The organism is Pseudoclavibacter sp. RFBI5 (genome assembly GCF_002931395.1).
In the GTDB taxonomy this organism is placed as follows: Bacteria; Actinomycetota; Actinomycetes; order Actinomycetales; family Microbacteriaceae; genus Pseudoclavibacter.
Genome location: NZ_PSYA01000010.1, coordinates 372,237 through 391,776 on the forward strand (window position 1 = coordinate 372,237; position 19,540 = coordinate 391,776).

At 67.8% G+C, this 19,540-nt stretch carries 18 protein-coding genes; 10 read left to right on the forward strand and 8 right to left on the reverse strand.

Annotated features, from left to right (window positions below; genetic code table 11):
* Nucleotides 1-93: 93 nt before the first annotated feature.
* Nucleotides 94-804 (reverse strand): beta-ketoacyl-ACP reductase, encoded by a 711-nt coding sequence (locus C5E06_RS08685; protein WP_104306605.1) that lies wholly within the window; start codon nt 802-804, stop codon nt 94-96.
* Nucleotides 805-884: 80 nt separating this feature from the next.
* On the opposite strand from C5E06_RS08685, the gene C5E06_RS08690 reads away from it, so the two are divergent.
* Genes C5E06_RS08690 through C5E06_RS08700 form a run of 3 tightly spaced genes read left to right on the forward strand, consistent with a single transcriptional unit; the run spans nt 885 to nt 2,285 of the window.
* A complete protein-coding gene (locus tag C5E06_RS08690; RefSeq protein ID WP_146080201.1) occupies nt 885-1,160 on the forward strand; it encodes a DUF3099 domain-containing protein in 276 nt (91 codons plus the stop codon).
* A complete protein-coding gene (locus C5E06_RS08695) occupies nt 1,153-1,434 on the forward strand; it encodes an acetone carboxylase (RefSeq protein ID WP_228496563.1) in 282 nt (93 codons plus the stop codon). The genes C5E06_RS08690 and C5E06_RS08695 overlap by 8 nt, the downstream gene beginning before the upstream one ends.
* The gene (locus C5E06_RS08700) at nt 1,431-2,285 is read left to right on the forward strand and encodes an SURF1 family protein (RefSeq protein WP_104306606.1); all 855 of its coding nucleotides are present in this window, start codon (nt 1,431-1,433) and stop codon (nt 2,283-2,285) included. Before C5E06_RS08695 ends, C5E06_RS08700 begins: the two co-directional genes overlap by 4 nt.
* A gap of 96 nt (nt 2,286-2,381) precedes the next feature.
* On the opposite strand, the gene C5E06_RS08705 is transcribed toward C5E06_RS08700, so the two are convergent.
* The 6 genes from C5E06_RS08705 to sufB all read right to left on the reverse strand — a co-directional run bounded on the left by C5E06_RS08705 (nt 2,382) and on the right by sufB (nt 8,224).
* Complete coding sequence (locus tag C5E06_RS08705; RefSeq protein ID WP_104241205.1) at nt 2,382-3,980, reverse strand: ABC-F family ATP-binding cassette domain-containing protein; 1,599 nt, start codon at nt 3,978-3,980, stop codon at nt 2,382-2,384.
* Between the two features lie 180 nt (nt 3,981-4,160).
* Nucleotides 4,161-4,493 (reverse strand): metal-sulfur cluster assembly factor, encoded by a 333-nt coding sequence (locus C5E06_RS08710; RefSeq protein WP_104241206.1) that lies wholly within the window; start codon nt 4,491-4,493, stop codon nt 4,161-4,163.
* Between the two features lie 9 nt (nt 4,494-4,502).
* Nucleotides 4,503-5,267: a Fe-S cluster assembly ATPase SufC gene (gene sufC, locus C5E06_RS08715; RefSeq protein ID WP_068481926.1), complete on the reverse strand. Its 765-nt coding sequence runs from the start codon at nt 5,265-5,267 to the stop codon at nt 4,503-4,505.
* A gap of 3 nt (nt 5,268-5,270) precedes the next feature.
* The gene (locus tag C5E06_RS08720; protein WP_104299032.1) at nt 5,271-5,603 is read right to left on the reverse strand and encodes a non-heme iron oxygenase ferredoxin subunit; all 333 of its coding nucleotides are present in this window, start codon (nt 5,601-5,603) and stop codon (nt 5,271-5,273) included.
* On the reverse strand, nt 5,600-6,805 hold the full coding sequence (sufD, locus tag C5E06_RS08725) for a Fe-S cluster assembly protein SufD (protein WP_104241208.1): 1,206 nt from the start codon (nt 6,803-6,805) through the stop codon (nt 5,600-5,602). Before sufD ends, C5E06_RS08720 begins: the two co-directional genes overlap by 4 nt.
* On the reverse strand, nt 6,806-8,224 hold the full coding sequence (gene sufB, locus C5E06_RS08730) for a Fe-S cluster assembly protein SufB (protein WP_104307262.1): 1,419 nt from the start codon (nt 8,222-8,224) through the stop codon (nt 6,806-6,808).
* A 262-nt stretch (nt 8,225-8,486) separates the two neighbouring features.
* Here sufB and C5E06_RS08735 point away from each other — a divergent pair, with 262 nt between their 5' ends.
* On the forward strand, nt 8,487-9,452 hold the full coding sequence (locus tag C5E06_RS08735) for a heme A synthase (protein WP_104241209.1): 966 nt from the start codon (nt 8,487-8,489) through the stop codon (nt 9,450-9,452).
* Nucleotides 9,453-10,051: 599 nt separating this feature from the next.
* Here C5E06_RS08735 and C5E06_RS08740 read toward each other — a convergent pair.
* On the reverse strand, nt 10,052-10,954 hold the full coding sequence (locus tag C5E06_RS08740) for a heme o synthase (RefSeq protein ID WP_236558549.1): 903 nt from the start codon (nt 10,952-10,954) through the stop codon (nt 10,052-10,054).
* Between the two features lie 243 nt (nt 10,955-11,197).
* Here C5E06_RS08740 and tkt point away from each other — a divergent pair, with 243 nt between their 5' ends.
* The 6 genes from tkt to pgl all read left to right on the forward strand — a co-directional run bounded on the left by tkt (nt 11,198) and on the right by pgl (nt 19,476).
* Nucleotides 11,198-13,288 (forward strand): transketolase, encoded by a 2,091-nt coding sequence (tkt, locus tag C5E06_RS08745; protein ID WP_104241211.1) that lies wholly within the window; start codon nt 11,198-11,200, stop codon nt 13,286-13,288.
* A gap of 79 nt (nt 13,289-13,367) precedes the next feature.
* On the forward strand, nt 13,368-14,486 hold the full coding sequence (gene tal, locus C5E06_RS08750; protein WP_104306607.1) for a transaldolase: 1,119 nt from the start codon (nt 13,368-13,370) through the stop codon (nt 14,484-14,486).
* 9 nt (nt 14,487-14,495) lie between these two features.
* Complete coding sequence (locus C5E06_RS08755; protein WP_104306608.1) at nt 14,496-16,082, forward strand: glucose-6-phosphate isomerase; 1,587 nt, start codon at nt 14,496-14,498, stop codon at nt 16,080-16,082.
* Between the two features lie 105 nt (nt 16,083-16,187).
* Entirely contained in the window at nt 16,188-17,729 is a 1,542-nt protein-coding gene (gene zwf, locus C5E06_RS08760; protein WP_236558410.1) for a glucose-6-phosphate dehydrogenase, read from the forward strand.
* A complete protein-coding gene (locus C5E06_RS08765) occupies nt 17,726-18,724 on the forward strand; it encodes a glucose-6-phosphate dehydrogenase assembly protein OpcA (RefSeq protein WP_104241215.1) in 999 nt (332 codons plus the stop codon). The genes zwf and C5E06_RS08765 overlap by 4 nt, the downstream gene beginning before the upstream one ends.
* The gene (pgl, locus tag C5E06_RS08770) at nt 18,721-19,476 is read left to right on the forward strand and encodes a 6-phosphogluconolactonase (RefSeq protein WP_104241216.1); all 756 of its coding nucleotides are present in this window, start codon (nt 18,721-18,723) and stop codon (nt 19,474-19,476) included. Before C5E06_RS08765 ends, pgl begins: the two co-directional genes overlap by 4 nt.
* Nucleotides 19,477-19,540: the final 64 nt, after the last annotated feature.

A 19,540-nucleotide genomic window follows, 5' to 3' on the forward strand; every position in this document is an offset into this window, starting at 1 on the left:
TACCGAGTGCAGAGACTCACGAGCAAAGCGGATATGCATCCGCTCGGCCCGCTCTGCTCGTTGATTTCTGTGCGTCGGGCCGACGACGTGCCGCTAGTGCCCCATGCCGAGGCCGCCATCGACCGGGATGACGGCGCCTGAGATGTACCCGGCGTCATCGCTGGCGAGCCAGGCGGCGGTCTTGGCGATCTCGTCGACGCTTCCGTAACGGGCCGCCGGGATCTGAGACAGGTATTCCTTCTTGGTCTCCTCGGGAAGCACCGCCGTCATCTCGGTCTCGATGAACCCCGGGGCGATGACGTTCGCGGTGATGCCCCGCGAGCCGAGCTCGCGGGTGAGGGAGCGGGCCATGCCGACAAGGCCGGCCTTCGCGGACGAGTAGTTGATCTGGCCGGGCGAGCCGAAGAGCCCGACGACGCTCGAGATGAAGACGACCCTGCCGAAGCGAGCCTTGAGCATCCCCTTCGAGGAGCGCTTGAGGACGCGGAAGACGCCGGTCAGGTTCGTGTCGATGACCTGCTGGAAGTCGTCCTCCGACATGCGGAGCAGGAGATTGTCCTTCGTGATGCCGGCGTTCGCGATGAGCACCTCGACGGCCCCGAGCTGCTCCTCCACCGCTTTGAAGGCCGCGTCGACGCTCGCAGCGTCGGTGACGTCCGCCCGAACGGTGAGAGCGCCCTCAGGGCCGCCCTCCCCCGAGCGCGAGGTCACCGCGACGCGGTGGCCCAGGCTGACGAAGTGTGCGGCGATGGCGTAGCCGATGCCGCGGTTTCCTCCCGTGACGAGGACGGTTCTTTGGGTCATGCTGCTCCCTTGAGACGGTTCGCTCCAGTCTAGGGGCGAGGAGTAAGCTGAGCAGATCGCCGAGAGGAGCACCTGCCACCGTGCGATCACACACCACGAACGTCACCTCCATGGGGGACAGCGAGTACGACGAGCGCGCTGCCCGCATGAGGAAGTACACCATCATGATGCTCATCAGGGTGGCCTGCTTCGTCGCGCTCATCTGGGTGCGCGGACCGTGGATGTTCGTCTTCGCGGCCGGAGCGATCTTCCTCCCCTACTTCGCTGTCGTCATCGCGAACGCTGCCACGCAGCGGCGCACGCGGAAGGTGGAACGGCCGAGCTTCCTGCAGCGACGAGGCAAGCCGGATGCGTGAGGGATTCGACCTGCTCGGCGCGCTCCAGAACGGCGGGCTCGATGCCGCGGAAGCCGAGCCGCGATGCTCGCGGGCCGGGTGCAGCTCCGACGCGACGACCCGGATCGTGTGGCGGAATCCGCGCATCCACGACGAGGCGCGTCGCAAGATCTGGCTCGCCTGCGACGAGCACGCCGGCTACCTCGCAGACTTCCTCCGCCAGCGTGACTTCCCGGTGACAGCCACGGCCATCTCGGCCGGGCAGCTCGACGACGATGTGGACGGGCGCGCGTGAGCGGCGAGCGTCGCTGGCGCTTCGCCTTCTCGAAGCGCTGGCTCGGCTACCTCGGCCTGCTGATCGTCTTCGCGATCGCGTGCGGCTTCCTGAGCCACTGGCAGTTCGAGCGGCGCGACGAGCGGGTCTCTGAGAACGCGCGGATCACCGGCAACTTCGACCGGGAGCCGGTTCCCCTCGAGAGCGAGATCACGGCGCTCGACGACTTCTCGATCGACCAGGAGTGGACTCCCGTGCTCCTGCAGGGCCGGTACCTCACCGACGAGCAGCTGCTCGCGAGGTCGCGGCCCCACAACGGGTTGCCGGGATTCGAGATCCTCACGCCATTCGAGACCGACGACGGGCGGGTGTTCATCGTCAACCGCGGCTGGATTCCGACGGGTGACGCGCAGGACTCCCCCGACCACATCCCGGCTGCCCCCGAAGGCGAGGCGACGATCGTCGCTCGCCTCAAGCCCGGCGAACCCGAGATCCCCGGACGAACGGCGCCCGCGGGACAGATCGCGACCATCCACCTGCCGCAATTCGCCGACGAGCTCGGCACCGACCGCGTCTACACGGGCGCGTACGGACTCCTCTCGGCGGAGCGGCCCAACGCTGAGACGGGCGCGCTCACGACGAAGCCCGCGCTGAGCGAGGGCAACCACCTCTCGTACGCGTTCCAGTGGATCATCTTCGCCATCATCGCGCTCCTCGGCCTCATCTTCGGCCTGCGGGCCGAGTACCGCGACCGCAACCCGGACGACCCGAAGGTGCGCGAGGCCATCTCGCGCGAGCGAGAGCGCGCTGGACGACGCCGCAAGACCGACGCCGAGATCGAGGACGAGATCCTCGATCGCGCCGGCGGCTGATCGCCGAAGCACCCGCAAACACGAAGAGCGCATGCCCCCGGCTGGGAGCATGCGCTCTTCCTTGCAGCGAGCGACCCTGCTGCTGGGACGCCCTGCCTAGTTCATCGTGATGAGGTCGAAGTAATCGGGCGTCCAGTGGTCCTCCACGCCGTCCGGCATGATGAGCACGCGCTCGGGGTTGAGCGCCTCGACGGCCCCCTCGTCGTGACTGACCAGCACGACAGAGCCTTCGTAGTGTGCGAGCGCGTCGAGGATCTGCTCGCGGCTGAGCGGGTCGAGGTTGTTCGTGGGCTCGTCGAGCAGCAGCACGTTGGCGCTCGACACGACCAGCATCGCAAGCGCGAGGCGGGTCTTCTCGCCGCCGGAGAGCACACCGGCTGGCTTGTGCACGTCGTCACCCGAGAACAGGAACGAGCCGAGCACCTTGCGTGCCTCGGTCTCGGTGAGATGGCTGGACACGCTCACCATGTTCTGCAGCACGCTGCGCGCGACGTCGAGGGTCTCGTGCTCCTGCGCGTAGTAGCCGATCTTGAGGCCGTGCCCGGGCTCGAGCGCGCCGGTGTCGGGCTCGTCGACGCCGGCGAGCATCCGCAGCAGCGTCGTCTTGCCTGCACCGTTGAGGCCGAGGATGACAACACGGGACCCGCGGTCGATAGCCAGGTCGACGGCGGTGAAGATCTCGAGCGAGCCGTACGACTTCGAGAGGTTGGATGCGCGGAGCGGCGTCTTTCCGCACGCCGCGGGCGTCGGGAAGCGCAGCTTCGCGACGCGATCCGCGACTCGGACCTCCTCGAGACCCGAGAGCATCTTCTCGGCGCGCCTGGCCATCTGATGCGCCGCTGTGGCCTTCGTCGCCTTGGCGCCGAACTTCGCCGCCTGCTGCTGCAGGACGGAGGCCTTCTTCTCGATGTTCGCGCGCTCTTTCTTGCGGCGCTCCTGGTCTGCCTCGCGCTGGCGGAGGTAGTGCTTCCAGCCCATGTTGTAGACGTCGATGACCTGGCGGTTCGCGTCGAGGTAGAAGACCCGGTTGACGGTGTCCCCCACGAGCTCCACGTCGTGGGAGATGACGATGAGTCCGCCCGCGTACCCCTTGAGGAACTCGCGCAGCCAGATGACGGAGTCGATGTCGAGGTGGTTCGTGGGCTCGTCGAGCAGCATGGTCTCGGCACCCGAGAAGAGGATGCGGGCGAGCTCGATGCGTCGGCGCTGTCCTCCGGAGAGCGTCTGCAGCTCCTGGTCGAGGATCCGGTCAGGCAGCTTGAGGTTGCTGGCGATGGCCGCCGCCTCGGCTTCTGCGGCATAGCCGCCGAGCGCCAGGAAGCGGTCATCGAGGCGCGAGTACTTCTTCATCGCGGACTCCTGCTCAGCAGGGGTGCCCTCGGCCATCGCCATGGTCGCCTCGTCGATGCCGAGACGCAGCTCGCCGAGCCCGCGGGCGTCCAGGATGCGGGTGCGGGCAGTCTGCGTGGGGTCGCCGCTCCGCGGGTCCTGCGGCAGGTAGCCGATCTCGCCGCGACGCTCGATCCGACCGGCCGTCGGGAGCGTGTCGCCGGCAAGGATCTTCGTCAGCGTCGTCTTGCCCGCGCCGTTGCGGCCGACGAGGCCGATCTTGTCGCCAGCGGCAACACGAAAGTCGACTCCCGACATGAGGGTGCGGGCACCCATGGTGATTTCGAGGTCATGTACGGCGAGCAAGAAGTGATTCCATTCGGTGAAGTGCGGGCGTTCGGGGTGAGTCGTGTGGTCTGTCGGGAAACGGTGCGGGGCCAGGTCGCGGCATGAACCGAGCCTGGCCCCATAGCCGACAACCTGCCCAGTCTAGACGAGGCGCGAAAGAGCCCCGCCGGGGCGGGGCTCTTCACTGCGGGACCGAGCTCAGATGTTGAACCCGAGCGCGCGCATCATGTCGCGGCCGTCGTCCGTGATCTTCTCAGGACCCCACGGCGGCATCCAGACCCAGTTGATGACGAAGCGCTCGACAGCACCCTCGAGTGCCTCGGCGGTCTCGGACTCGATGACGTCGGTCAGCGGGCAGCCCGCCGAGGTGAGCGTCATCGAGATCACGAGCGCGTCGGAGTCGTCGTCCCAGTTGAGGTCGTAGATGAGCCCGAGGTCGACGATGTTGACGCCGAGCTCCGGGTCAACGACCTCCTTGAGCGCTTCCTCGATCTCGTCGTAGCGTGTCGCTTCGAGTGTCGTCAGTGCCATGGCGAGATCCTACGCCTCGACCTGCTGGGCGAGGTAGCGGTCGTAGCCCTCGTTCTCCAGGCGATCGGCGAGCTCGGGTCCACCCTGGTCTGCGACCTTGCCCGCGACGAAGACGTGCACGAAGTCAGGCTTGATGTAGCGCAGGATGCGCGTGTAGTGCGTGATGAGCAGCACACCGAGGCCGGTGTTCTCCTTGACGCGGTTGACACCCTCCGACACGATGCGGAGCGCGTCCACGTCGAGGCCAGAGTCGGTCTCGTCGAGCACGGCGAACTTGGGCTTGAGGAGCTCGAGCTGGAGGATCTCGTTGCGCTTCTTCTCTCCACCGGAGAAGCCCTCGTTGACGTTGCGCTCGGAGAACACGGGGTCCATGCGGAGCGCCGCCATGGAGGCCTTGACCTCCTTGAGCCACGGGCGCAGGGGCGGAGCCTCGCCGGCGACCGCGGTCTTGGCGGTACGCAGGAAGTTCGCGACCGTCACGCCGGGGATCTCCACCGGGTACTGCATCGCGAGGAAGAGGCCAGCCTTGGCACGCTCGTCGACGGACATCTCGAGGACGTCCTCGCCGTCGAGCGTGATCGAGCCGCTGGTCACCTCGTACTTGGGGTGGCCCGCGATCGTGTAGGCGAGGGTCGACTTGCCAGAGCCGTTCGGCCCCATGATGGCGTGGATCTCGCCCTTGTTGATCGTCAGGTCGACACCGCGGAGGATTTCCTTGGTGCCCTGGTCGGTCTCGACCGTGACGTGGAGGTCGGATATCTGCAGCGTGGACATGTGCTAGCTCTTCTCCTCGAAGATTGGAGTGGGGTCGATGTAGATGTCGCCCGCTTGCACCTGGATGCGGTACACGGGCACTGGTTCGTAGGCGGGGAGGGTGCGTGGCCAGCCGGTTTTGAGCGAGAACTGGGAGCCGTGCGCCCAGCACTCGATCGAGTCGTCCTCCACGAAGCCCTCGGCGAGCGAGATGTCTCCGTGCGAGCAACGGTCGCCGAGAGCGAAGAGCTCACCGGCCGAGTCTCGGACCAGGCAGATGGCCTGGCCCTCGATCTCAAAGCGCTGCGGCGACTCGACCTTCACGTCATCTGCCGCGCAGAGACGCACCGAGGTCATCGCTCGGCGACGAGCAGGGGGCTTGCGCCCTCGTTGAGCTCGCGTTCGAGCGCATCCCGCAGGTGGGTGGCGATCTCCTCGTTGCCGATCTGCTGGACGATCTCGTTGAGGAAGCCGTGGACCACGAGGCGGCGGCTCATGGCTTCGGAGACGCCTCGGCTCATCAGGTAGAAGAGCTGCTCGTCGTCGAAGCGTCCGGTAGCCGAAGCGTGGCCGGCGCCCTCGATGTCGCCTGTCTCGATCTCGAGGTTCGGGACCGAGTCGGCGCGTGTGCCCTCGGAGAGGACGAGGTTGCGGTTCTGCTCGTAGGAGTCGGTGCCCGGTGCGTTCCGGCGGATGAGGACGTCGCCGATCCACACGGCACGCGCGCCTTCGCCCTGCAGTGCGCCCTTGTAGTTGACGCGGCTGCGCGTGTGCGGCGCGTTGTGGTCGACGAACACCTGGTGCTCGAGATGCTGGCCCGCGTCCGAGTAGTAGAGGCCGTACAGTTCGCCGTCAGCGCCCTGCGCGTTGAGCTGCAGCGTCGGGTTGAGGCGGACGATGCCGCCGCCGAGCGAGACCACGATGTGCTTGATGAAGGCGTCGCGCCCGACAGACAGGAAGTGCGACGAGAGGTGCTGCGCCGAGTCCTCCCACTCCTGCATGGAGACGACCGTGACGTTCGCCCCGTCGCCGACGAGGATCTCCACGTTCTCCGCGACCGTCGCCGCGCCGGTGTGGCGCAGGATGATGAGGCCCCTGGCGTGCGGCTTGATGTCGACCACGACGTGGGCGGCGACAGCAGCACTGCCGAAGCCCTTGCGGTCCAGGACGAACTGCTTGTCGTCTTCACCGGAGACCTCGACGAGCAGCGCCTCCTCGAAGTTCGACCAGGCGTTCGCCGAGGCGCGGTCCTCCGGCTTACCCGCGGATCCGATCCGCGCATCCGAGCGAGGGATCCAGCTGACTGCGACCCCCTCGGTCTCCGAGAACTCGAGCTCGGAACGTGAGCCCGTGAGCTCGCCGTTGATGAGACCATCGAGCTTCGCGACGGGGGTGTACTTCCACTCGATCTCGCGACCACTCAGCGGTGCGAAGTCGGCGAAGTCGAAGGAGGTGAACCGCTCCGACCTCGTCTGCACCGGCACCTCGGACCCAGGCCCGTGGCTGTGCTTGTTGAGACCGAGCGGGTTGATCTGCTCGCTCGTCACCTGCGTCGTCATCTAGCCGACCGATCCTTCCATGCTCATCTCGATGAGCTTGTTGAGTTCCAGCGCGTACTCCATCGGCAGCTCGCGCGCGATGGGCTCGATGAAGCCGCGCACGATCATGGCCATCGCCTCGGTCTCCGGGAGCCCGCGGCTCATGAGGTAGAACAGCTGCTCCTCGGACACCTTCGTGACCGTCGCCTCGTGGCCGAGCTGCACGTCGTCGACGCGGATGTCGATCGCGGGGTACGTGTCGGAGCGCGACTGCGTGTCGACGAGCAGCGCGTCGCAGACGACGCTGTTCGAGGAATGGTGCGCCTTCGCGTCGATGCGCACCTCGCCGCGGTAGCCGGCTCGACCGCCGCCCCTCGCGATGGACTTCGACGTGATCGACGACTGCGTGTACGGAGCCATGTGGATCATCTTCGCGCCGGCATCCTGGTGCTGGCCGGGACCTGCGAACGCGACGGACATGGTCTCGCCCTTGGCGTGCTCGCCGACGAGGTAGATCGACGGGTACTTCATCGTGACCTTGGACCCGATGTTGCCGTCGACCCACTCCATGGTGGCGCCCTCTTCGGCGATCGCGCGCTTCGTGACGAGGTTGTAGACGTTGTTCGACCAGTTCTGGATGGTCGTGTAGCGAACTCGCGCGTTCTTCTTGACGATGATCTCGACGACCGCGGAGTGCAGCGAGTCGGACTTGTAGATGGGAGCCGTGCAGCCCTCGATGTAGTGCACGTAGCTGCCCTCGTCGGCGATGATGAGCGTCCGCTCGAACTGGCCCATGTTCTCCGTGTTGATGCGGAAGTAGGCCTGCAGCGGGATCTCGACGTGGACGCCCTTGGGGACGTACACGAAGGAGCCACCCGACCACACGGCGGTGTTGAGCGCGGCGAACTTGTTGTCGCCAGAGGGGATGACGGTGCCGAAGTACTCCTCGAAGAACTCCGGGTGCTCGCGAAGCGCCGTGTCGGTGTCCATGAAGATGACACCCTGCTTCTCGAGCTCCTCGTTGATCTGGTGGTACACGACCTCGGACTCGTACTGCGCGGCGACGCCCGCGACGAGGCGCTGGCGCTCTGCGTCGGGGATGCCGAGCTTCTCGTACGTGTTCTTGATGTCGTCCGGGAGGTCTTCCCAGGTCTGCGCCTGCTTCTCCGTCGAGCGCACGAAGTACTTGATGTTGTCGAAGTCGATGCCGGAGAGGTCAGCTCCCCAGTTCGGCATCGGCTTGCGCTCGAACATCTTGTAGCCCTTGAGACGCGTCTTGAGCATCCATTCGGGTTCGCCTTTCAGCTGCGAGATGTCGGCCACGACGGCATCGCTGATGCCTCGCTTCGCGGACGATCCCGCAACATCGGAGTCGGACCAGCCGAACTCATAGCGGCCGAGGCCCTCGAGTTCTGGGCGATCGATCAGGACATCTGACATGTCTGCCTCGTCTCTCTCATCTCTGAAGTCGTTCTCCACACGCGGCTGCTTCTGGGGCCTGTCGCCGTCGATCGTCTCGCGTGTGGGGTCTTCGGCCGGTGGGCCCGCGGTCGCTCGGGCAGACGGCGTGCGTCTACCTCTCGTAGAATGGAACCCGCGAGGGGCCTCCATTGTTCCCTGCGCCGCGATTCGGGCGCACGTCCCGAGCGAAGACAACAACTTCTATCCTACGCCAGACATGCCAGGCGTCTGAAAGGAACTCGTGACCGCGCAAGTCGCTCCCGTCCGTCCCTCACGAGCGGATGACCTCCGCGCGCGATTGCTGCCGACCAGCATCACCCGGTACACGCGCTTCCTGGCGTGGGCGAGCCTGGTCGCGAACATCGCCATCGTCGGCACGGGCGGACTCGTGCGACTCACCGGCTCCGGCCTCGGCTGCCCGACCTGGCCGTACTGCACGGAGGGGTCGCTCATCAACACGCCCGAGATGGGCATCCACGGCGTCATCGAGTTCGGCAACCGCCTGCTGACGGGCATCCTCTGCATCATCGCCCTGCTGCTGTTCCTCGCCGTGCTGCGCGTGCGCCCCCGCGGCATGCGCCTCGCCGTCCCCGCGTTCTCGATCGGTCTCCTCATCATCCTGCAGGCGATCGTGGGCGGCATCACGGTGCTCACGGGGCTCAACCCCGACATCGTCGGCCTCCACTTCCTCATCTCCGGCCTCATCTGCGCCATCGCAGCGGTGCTGCTGTTCCGCGTGCGAAGCGGCGAGCCCGTCCCCGAGGTGGGGACCCGGCTCGATGTCAGCCGCGCCGGCCTCGTGCTCACGATCAGCGTCGTCGTCAACGTGTGGGTGTGGGTGACGGTCTTCGTCGGCGCACTCACGACTGGCTCTGGGCCCCACGCCGGAGACTCGGCCGCCTCGCGGAACGGCCTCGATCCGGTCATCATGCAGCACGTGCACTCCTGGCCGGCCTACATCCTGCTCGCCTGCTCGCTCATCTTCGTCGTGGTCGCCTCGGTTCGGGGCTTCGCGGCGACGCGGCGAGTCTCGATCGGCCTGCTGTGCCTCATCGTCGCGCAAGCGGCCGTCGGCATCTGGCAGGCGCGCACCGGACTTCCCATCACGCTCGTCATCGTCCACATGGTGCTCTCGGTCACGACCATCGCGGTCGCCACGACCGCCGTCGCCACGATCCGTCGCGAAGGACGTCCAGCGCGCGTCTGATCGGGATCGGCTGATGCAGCGGCCCCGGCGAGCACTGCTCGCCGGGGCCGCTGCATGTCCCTGCCGCCCGCAAGCTGCCCGCCGCGCCGTGCCGTGCACCTCGCGGGCGCGCCTCCAAACCCGGCGAGTGCGCGCAGAGTTGTGGCGAAACGCGGTCGGGGCAAGTGGCAACAACACCTGGCCACAACCCTGCGCCAGGGCGCGCGCCCGCGCCCGCGCCCGCGCCCGGGCCCGCGCCCCAGCAGTCCGCCGAGAGCTGAGTTGTGGTTGCTTTGAGCGAGTCTTCACGACCACAACTCCGCTTTGGGCGAGCGGATGAAGGGCGGTAGGGCGGTAGGGCGGGGAGGCGCAGTTGCCTGAAGAGGGGTGGGGCGAGGGCGAGGCTCGTTGGACGAGGAGCGAGGGCGACCAGTTCCCACCGGCGGTGGGGAGACTCCAAGCCGGGCGCCTGCTGGAATCGATCTGATGCACCACGGTGTTGCGACCACCGCGAGAACCCGGCCCGCTCGCCGTGGTCGCTTCCTGCGCGATCGCACGCGGTCGCGAGCGATCTGAGTGTTGACCTCGGGCTGGGTGTTGACCTCGCGGGCAACCGTGATCTAGGAGATCAGCGGGTCGATTCCGACCGCGACGAAGACGAGCGTCAGGTACGTGATCGAAAGGTGGAAGACCTTCATGGGCTTGCCGCCCTTGCCGGTGATCGTGCGGTAGTAGAGCACGTGAGCCTCGTAGAGGAACCAGCCGCCCGACAGCAGCGCGACCGAGGTGTAGAGCCAGCCCATCCCCGCGACCGGCACGAGCAGGAGCGAGCAGATGACCGTCGCCCATGCGTAGAGGACGGTCTGCAGCGAGACCGAGAGCTCGCCCTCCGTGACGGACAGCATCGGCACGCTCGCCTTGGCGTAGTCGTCTCGGTACTTCACCGAGAGCGGCCAGTAGTGGGCCGGAGTCCACAGGAAGATGATCGCGAAGAGCACGAACGGCGCCCAGCTGAGCGAGTTGGTGACGCCGGCCCAGCCGATGAGGACGGGCATGCAGCCAGCCACGCCACCCCAGATGATGTTCTGCTCCGTGCGGCGCTTGAGCACGATCGTGTAGAAGACGACGTAGAGCAGGATCGCGCCGAGCGAGAGCGCTGCAGTCAGCGGGTTCGCGACGAGCCAGAGCACGACAATCGACAGGATGCCGAGGGCGAACGAGAAGACGAGAGCCTCTCGGTCTGAGAGCTCGCCCGTGACGAGCGGACGCTTGGCGGTGCGCTTCATCAGGCGGTCGATATCGCGGTCGATGTAGCAGTTGAAGGCGCTCGCGCTGCCCGCGGACATCGCTCCGCCGAGGACCACGCCGAGGACGAGCCACAGGTTCGGGACGCCACCGTGGGCGAGGAACATCGTCGGGACCGTCGTGATGAGGAGCAGCTCGATGATTCGAGGTTTCGTCAGCGCCACGTAGGCCCGTACCTTGCGCCCGAAAGGCTTCCGCTCCGGGGGTGCCACGGCCACTAGTTCATCGACAGACAAAGCCACCAATTCCTCTTCGCTCGAAATCTGCTGGCAATTCTATCTGCTCTTGCCCAGAAGCCGTCCCGTTTCCTGGGTGCGGCCAGCCTCACACCCGGCTGAAAGCGCTGTGAGGCTCGTCGCACGGAGAAACATGACCGGGAACTGAACGACGTTCCCCCCGCGCGGACCCGTCGTGGCGATAAGCTGTGAGGCGGCCCTTTCCCAACGACGACGGGACGCAGTGTGACGAATTTTGAGTGGTCCGAGCTCGATCGACGTGCAGTCGACACAGCAAGGATCTTGGCGGCAGACGCAGTTGAGAAGGCGAAGGGTGGACACCCCGGCACGGCGATGAGCCTTGCTCCCCTCGCGACGCTGCTCTACCAGCACGTGATGCGGGTCGATCCGAAGGACCCGCACTGGATCGGTCGAGACCGCTTCATCCTGTCCGCAGGGCATTCCTCGCTGACGCAGTACTGCCAGCTGTACCTGGGCGGCTTCGGCCTCGAGCTCGATGACCTCAAGCAGCTTCGCCAGTTCGGCTCGAAGACGCCTGGGCACCCCGAGTTCGGGCACACCGACCACGTCGAGATGACGACCGGCCCACTCGGCCAGGGACTCGCGTCCGCCGTCGGGTTCGCCTACGCGCAGCGCTTCGAGCGCGGCCTGTTCGACCCAGAGACCGCGGTCGGGGAGAGCCCGTTCGATCACCGCGTCTACGTCATCGCGAGCGACGGCGACCTCCAGGAAGGTGTCACGAGCGAGGCATCCTCGCTTGCCGGACACCAGGAGCTCGGCAACCTCATCGTGTTCTACGACGCGAACCAGATCTCCATCGAGGACGACACCGACATCGCCTTCACCGAGGACGTCGCGAAGCGCTACGAGGCCTACGGCTGGCACGTGCAGACGGTCGACTGGACCGCTGGAGAGCAGTACCACGAGGACCTCGCGGCTCTCCACGACGCGACGCTCGCGGCGCAGGCCGAGACGGGCCGCCCCTCGATCATCGTGCTCCGGACCATCATCGGCTGGCCGAGCCCGACCAAGCAGAACACGGGCGGCATCCACGGCTCCGCGCTCGGTGAGACCGAGCTCGAGGCCGTCAAGAGCCTCGTCGGGTTCGACCCGAAGCAGAGCTTCGAGGTCGCCGACGACGTGCTGGCCTACACCCGCGGTCTCGCCGACCGCGTCGCGCCCGTTCGCGCGGAGTGGCAGCAGAGCTTCGACGCTTGGAAGAGCGCCAACCCGGAGCGCGCGCAGCTCCTCGAGCGCCTCGAGGCCGATGAGCTGCCAGAGGGCATCGCGGATGCGCTCCCCGACTTCGCGGGCGTCGCCAAGGTCTCGACCCGCAAGGCCTCCGGTGAGGCGATCAACGCGCTTGCGGCACACCTGCCGGAGCTGTGGGGTGGCTCTGCCGACCTCGCCGGCTCGAACAACACGACCATCAGCAAGGCCGCGTCGTTCATCCCCGAGAAGTTCTCGACGTCCAGCTGGACGGGCAACCCGTACGGCCGCGTGCTGCACTTCGGCATCCGCGAGCACGCCATGGGCGCGATCCTCAACGGGATCACCCTGCACGGCAAGACGCGCGCCTTCGGCGGCACCTTCCTCATGTTCAGCGACTACATGCGCCCCTCGGTGCGTCTCGCCGCGCTCATGAACATCCCGTCGATCTTCGTCTGGACGCACGACTCGATCGCCCTCGGCGGCGACGGGCCGACGCACCAGCCTGTGGAGTCGCTGACCGCGCTCCGCGCGATCCCGAACCTCGCGGTCGTTCGCCCAGCCGACGGCCCGGAGACGGCTGCCGCCTGGCTCGAGGTCGTGAGCCGTCGAGGCGGCCCGACCGGCCTCATCCTCTCGCGTCAGGACCTCCCCGTCATCGCACGCGGTTCCGGCGACGCCAACGAGCAGGAGTTCGGCTCGGCTGCTGGCACGAAGCGCGGCGCCTACGTGCTCGCGGAGGCTGCCGGCGGAGCGCCTGAGGTCATCGTGCTCGCCACCGGTTCCGAGGTGCAGTACGCACTCGAGGCCCGCGAGACCCTGCAGGCTCAGGGACACCCGACGCGAGTCGTATCCGTCCCGAGCTTCGAGTGGTTCGCCGAGCAAGACGACGCCTACCGGGAGCACGTGCTGCCGTCGGCCGTCGAGGCTCGCGTGAGCATCGAAGCAGGCCTCGCACTCCCCTGGCTCCAGTTCGTCGGCCCCAAGGGCCGCAGCGTCTCCATCGAGACGTTCGGCGCATCCGCTGACCAGCCCGAGCTCTACAAGGCCTACGGCATCACGGCGGACGCCGTCGTCGACGCAGCGCTCGAGTCGCTCGCGCGCTAGCCGTCCACGGGCGGCACACCGTTCGCCCACGCAGCGGCACCCAGCACTTCTTCACCAGCAACGCGAAGGAACACCAGCAATGACTTCAACACCAACAGCAGCACTCGCCGAGGCCGGCGTCAGCATCTGGCTCGACGACCTCTCCCGCTCCAGCCTCGAGTCGGGCGCCCTCGAGCGTCTCATCGCCGAGCGGGGCATCGTCGGCGTGACCACGAACCCGACGATCTTCGCCGGCGCGCTCAGCAAGGGCGAGGCATACGACGCGCAGGTCGCCGAGCTCCAGGCCCGCGGTGCCAGCGTCGACGAGGCGATCTTCGACATCACGACCGACGATGTGCGCTCGGCCTGCGACCTCTTCCTGCCGATCTACGAGGCGAGCAACGGACTCGACGGGCGCGTCTCGATCGAGGTCTCCCCCGAGCTCGCTCGCGACACCGACGCGACCATCGACGAGGCCAAGCGACTCTGGGCCACGGTCGACCGCAAGAACGCCATGATCAAGATCCCGGCCACCGTCGAGGGCCTGCCCGCGATCACCGAGGTCATCGCCTCGGGCATCAGCGTCAACGTCACCCTCATCTTCAGCCTGAGCCGGTACCGGGAGGTCGTCAACGCGTACCTCTCCGGGCTCGAGCAGGCGCGTGAGCGTGGACACGACCTGTCGACGATCCGGTCCGTCGCCTCCTTCTTCGTGTCGCGTGTCGACGCCGAGATCGACAAGCGTCTCGTCGCGATCGGCACCGACGACGCGATCGCGCTCAAGAGCCTCGCGGCTCTCGCGAACGCACGCCTTGCCTACGCGGCCTTCGAGGAGGAATTCTCGAGCGAGCGCGCGAAGCTCCTGCTCGAGGAAGGTGCGCACAAGCAGCGCCCGCTCTGGGCCTCCACCGGTGTCAAGGACCCCGCGCTGCCCGACACCCTCTACGTCACGGAGCTCGTCGCGGCCGACACCGTCAACACCATGCCGGAGAAGACCCTCGAGGCTGTCGCCGACCACGGCGTCATCACCGGTGACACCGTCGCCGGCACCGCGCACGCAGCGAACACGACGCTGGACGCGCTCGAGGCGATCGGCGTGAGCTACGTCGAGGTGACCGAGCAGCTCGAGACCGAGGGCGTCGACAAGTTCATCGTCTCCTGGCAGGAGCTCAAGGCAACCGTCGACTCGCAGCTCCAGGCTGCAGCGGCGAAGGCGTAGGTCCGGGCCGTGGGCATCAAGGTCAGCACCTCGGGCGCGGCCTCCGCTGCCGCCGCCGAGAAGGTCGGCGCCCTCGTCGGCGATCGCTTCGCCTCCCGCCTGTTCGCGCAGGACGCGACCCTGTGGGGAGCCGCTGCTGAGGCCGAATCCGCGATTCGACTCGGCTGGACTCGCGCGCACGAGGTCTCCCGAGACCTCGTTGAGGGCATCCTGGCTCTCAAGGCCGAGTTCGCGGACGCCGGCGTGACGCGGTTCGTGCTCTGCGGAATGGGCGGATCGTCGCTCGCTCCGGAGGTCATCACGCGCACCGCCGGCGTCGAGCTCGTGGTCCTCGATTCGACCGACCCGGCTCAGGTCCGGGCCGCCGTCGAGGATGGCCTCGAGAAGACGGCCATCATCGTCTCCTCGAAGTCCGGCTCGACGGTCGAGACCGACTCGCAGCGCCGGACGTTCGCCCACGCCTTCGAGGCGGCGGGCATCGACCCGGCCAGCCGCATCGTGATCGTGACCGACCCGGGCTCGCCCATGGAAGCCGCCTCACGTGAGGCCGGCTACCGGGTGTTCCTGGCCGACCCTCACGTCGGTGGCCGCTTCTCGGCACTCACCGCGTTCGGCCTGGTCCCCTCCGGGCTCGCGGGCGTCGACATCGCCGGCCTCCTGGACGACGCAGGCGTCGCGGCGACCGTCGTCTCGGTCGACGACGAGAGCAACCCCGCGCTCGTCCTCGGCGCGGCGATCGCCGCCAAGCGATTCCTCGGCGTCCTCGACGACGGCACGTCCATCGTCGGCTTCGGCGACTGGGTCGAGCAGCTCATCGCCGAGTCGACGGGGAAAGACGACCTCGGGATCCTCCCCGTGGTCCTCACCTCCCGCGCGCCGGAAGTCGCCGCGCGCCCCGCTGACCTGCAGCTCGTTCGGGTCGTCGACGACGCCGAGGCGACCCCGGCTGGCGGCGACGACATCGCCGTCTCCGGCACCCTCGGCGGCCAGTTCGTCCTGTGGGAGACGGCAGTCGCCGTCGCGGGAGCCGTCATCGGCATCAACCCGTACGACCAGCCCGATGTCGAATCGGCCAAGGTCGCAGCACGCGGTCTGCTCGAGGCGACACCGGAGCCGACTCCGGCGGCCTTCGCGGTCGACGGCGTCGAGGTGCGCGGCACCCAGTCCGTCGTCGAGGGGCAGAGCACGCTGAGCGGCGCCATCGACGCCCTCGTGGAGCTCATCCCGTCGGACGGCTACCTGTCGGTTCAGGCCTACGTCGACCGGAACCGCTTCGGGGCACTCGAGGCGCTCCGGGACGAGCTCGCGCAGCGTTCAGGCCGCCCCGTGACCTTCGGCTGGGGCCCTCGCTTCCTGCACTCCACCGGCCAGTTCCACAAGGGCGGCCCGAAGGTCGGGGCGTTCCTCCAGATCACCTCGGCTGAGCCGCAGGACCTGGAGATCCCAGAGCGCCCCTTCACCTTCGGGACGCTCATCTCCGCGCAGGCTGCCGGCGACGCCTCCGTGCTCGAGTCGCACTCGCAGCCAGTCCTGCGGATCGACCTCGGGCAAGGCGGACACGGGCTCGACGCGCTCCTCGGAGCCATCTCGCGCTGATCGATCATCGGGGCGGGGATGCGAGACCCCTCGCGTCCCCGCCCCGTCTCCGGGTCTCCCCGGAGAACAGAACACTCGTGCCTACACAAAAAAGGAGGCGACGCTGTGACGCCAGTCGACATCAGCGCTGACAACAACCCCCTCAGGTCCATCGACGACGGGCGACTCCGCCGCATCGCGGGACCGTCGAGCCTCGTCATCTTCGGAGTAACGGGCGACCTGTCCCGCAAGAAGCTCCTGCCAGCGGTCTACGACCTGGCCAACCGCGGACTCCTCTCCCCCTCGTTCGGACTCGTCGGCTTCGCGCGCCGGCCCTGGTCGGACGACGAGTTCCGTGCGTTCGTCAAGGAGAACGTCGAGCAGCACGCGAGGACCCCGTTCAACGAGGAGGTCTGGACGCAGCTCGCGAAGGGCATGCGCTTCGTCTCGGGTGAGTTCGACAACGATGAGTCCTTCGACTCGCTGAAGTCAGTGCTCGACGAGCTCGACGAGGACCAGGGCACGCGAGGCAACCACGCCTTCTACCTGTCGATCCCGCCGCGATCCTTCCCCGAGGTCACGACCCAGCTGCGACGCTCGGGACTCGCGGATGAGCGAGAGGACTCCTGGCGCCGAGTCATCATCGAGAAGCCGTTCGGGCACGATCTCGCGTCGGCTCGCGAGCTGAACAGCATCGTCGAGTCGGTCTTCTCGAGCGACGCCATCTTCCGCATCGACCACTACCTCGGCAAGGAGACGGTGCAGAACATCCTCGCGCTGCGCTTCGCGAACTCGATGTTCGAGCCGCTCTGGAACGCCAACACGGTCGATCACGTGCAGATCACCATGGCGGAGGACATCGGCGTGTCCGGTCGCGCCGGCTACTACGACGGAGTGGGCGCTGCACGCGACGTCATCCAGAACCACCTCCTGCAGCTGCTCGCGCTCACCGCGATGGAAGAGCCGCTCTCCTTCAACGCCAAGGACCTCCGCCAGGAGAAGGAGAAGGCGCTCGCAGCGGTCCGGCTCCCCCGCGACCTGTCGCTCGCCTCCGCCCGAGGCCAGTACGGCTCCGGATGGCAGGGTGGCGAGTTCGTGCGTGGCTTCCTCGAGGAAGACGGCATGAACCCGCAGTCGACCACGGAGACCTACGCCGCCCTTCGCGTGGAGCTCGACTCCCGCCGCTGGGCTGGGGTGCCGTTCTACCTTCGGACGGGCAAGCGCCTTGGCCGCCGCGTGACGGAGATCGCCGTCACCTTCAAGCAGGGTCCGCTGTACCTGTTCGAGGAGGCGCAGCGGACGTCGCTCGGGCCGAATGCCCTCGTGATCCGCGTGCAGCCGGACGAAGGCGTCACCATCCGCTTCGGCTCGAAGATTCCGGGGTCCGGCATGCACGTCCGCGATGTGACCATGGACTTCGGGTACGGCCACGCGTTCACCGAGTCAAGCCCGGAAGCCTACGAGCGACTCATCCTCGACGTGCTGCTCGGCGACCCGCCCCTCTTCCCGCGCCACGAGGAGGTCGAGCTCTCCTGGAAGATCCTCGACCCCGTCGAGGAGTACTGGGCGACGCAGGGACAACCCGAACTCTACAAACCCGGCAGCTGGGGTCCGGCCTCGGCCACAGCCCTCCTCGCCCGCGATGGCCGCACCTGGAGGCGCCCGTGATCATCGAACTCGGCAACACCACGACCTCAGCCGTCTCGAAGCGGCTCGTGTCGATGCGAGAAGAAGGCGGAGCAGTCGCGCTCGGGCGCGTGCTCACGCTCGTCATCTCGACCGGCGAGCGGCGAGGCGAGGCCGCGATCGCCGCAGCCAACTCCGCCTCAGGCGAGCACCCCATGCGCGTCATCGTCATCCACGTCGTCGACCGCACCGCGAAGACCTCCAACATGGACGCGGAGATCCGAGTCGGCGGAGACGCCGGGGCGAGTGAGGTCATCGTGCTGCACGTCTCCGGACCCGCGGCGGACGATCCCGAGACCCTGGTGCAGGCACTGCTTCTGCCGGACGCCCCGGTGGTCGCCTGGTGGCCCGACTCCGCGCTCGGCGCCCCGAGCGCCTCGTCGCTCGGTCGCATCGCCCAGCTGCGCATCGTCGACTCCGGCAGCGCCAGCAACGGCGGTGAGACCGTCACGAAGCTCGCGGAGGGCTTCTGCGACGGCGACAGCGACCTCGCGTGGACCAGGCTCACGAGCTGGCGCGCGCAGATCGCCGCGGTGCTCGACCAGCCCCCGTACGAGCCCATCCAGGAAGTCGAGGTGATCGGGCGTCCCTCGCACACGTCGACCCTCCTGATGGCGGCCTGGCTGCAGCTGGCGCTGCAGGTTCCGGTCCGGCTCGCCCAGGCGACGGAGCGAGAGCTCGGCCGAGCTCAGCTCCGTGCGATCAAGCTCACCCGCCCGAGCGGCGTGGTCACGTTCGAGCGGGTCAGTGACTCCGCCGTCGTGCTCACGCAGCCGGGTCAGCCGGAGCAGAAGATCCCGATGCCCGTGAGGGACCTCCCGGATGTCCTTGCAGAGGAGCTCCGCTCGCTCGGTCCCGACCGCGTCTTCGGCGAGGTGCTCGCCGAGGCCGCCGAGACGGAAGCCCGGGAGCTCGCGGTTGCAGAGACCGCTTCCACGACGGACGAATCGGCGGAGAACGAGGGAGTGCAGGCATGACACAGGCCGCTCGAAGCAGGCACGTCGAGCCCTCCGTCTCGGCGGTTGCCGAGCACACGGCGCAGCGCTTCGCGCGGCTGCTGGGTTCCACGACGGCGGAGCTCCACATCGCCGTGAGCGGCGGCTCCGTCGCGACGAAAGTGCTCCCCGCTTTCGTCGCCGCGGTGGAGCGCGCGGGCCTCGACTGGTCGCGCGTGCACGTCTGGTTCGCCGACGAGCGATTCGTTCCGACGGGCCACGACGAGCGGAACGTCGTCGCGGTCGCCGAGGCGCTGAAGGGTGCGGCCGGCTTCGAGCAGGCACGCCTGCACGCGACGCTCGCGAGCGACAGCGGAGAGTCCCTCGAGGATGCCGCCGCAGCCTACGAGGCTGAGCTGCGTGCACTCGTCCCGCCGGCCGACGGGGTCCCCGGCGGCATCCCGTCGCTCGACCTCGTGCTGCTCGGTGCTGGCGGAGACGGACACACCGCGTCGCTCTTCCCCGGAACGGAGGGACTCGAGGAGACCTCGGCGCTTGTCGACAGTATCCGTGACTCGCCGAAGCCGCCTCCCGAGCGGGTGACGCTCACCCTCCCGGCCATCCGCGAATCCGCGCGTGTCTGGGCCGTGGTCACCGGTGCCGAGAAGGCAGACGCCGTTCGCCTCGCCGCCACCGAGGGAGTCACCGCGAAGGAATCACCACTCGGCGCCGCGACCGGTCGCCTCGAGACGCTGCTGCTGCTTGATGCCGCAGCCGCAGAGGCACTCGGCTAGGCGCCAGTTCGGCGCACGAACAACGGCCCCGGTCGAGAGGAGACTCTCGGACGGGGCCGTTGTT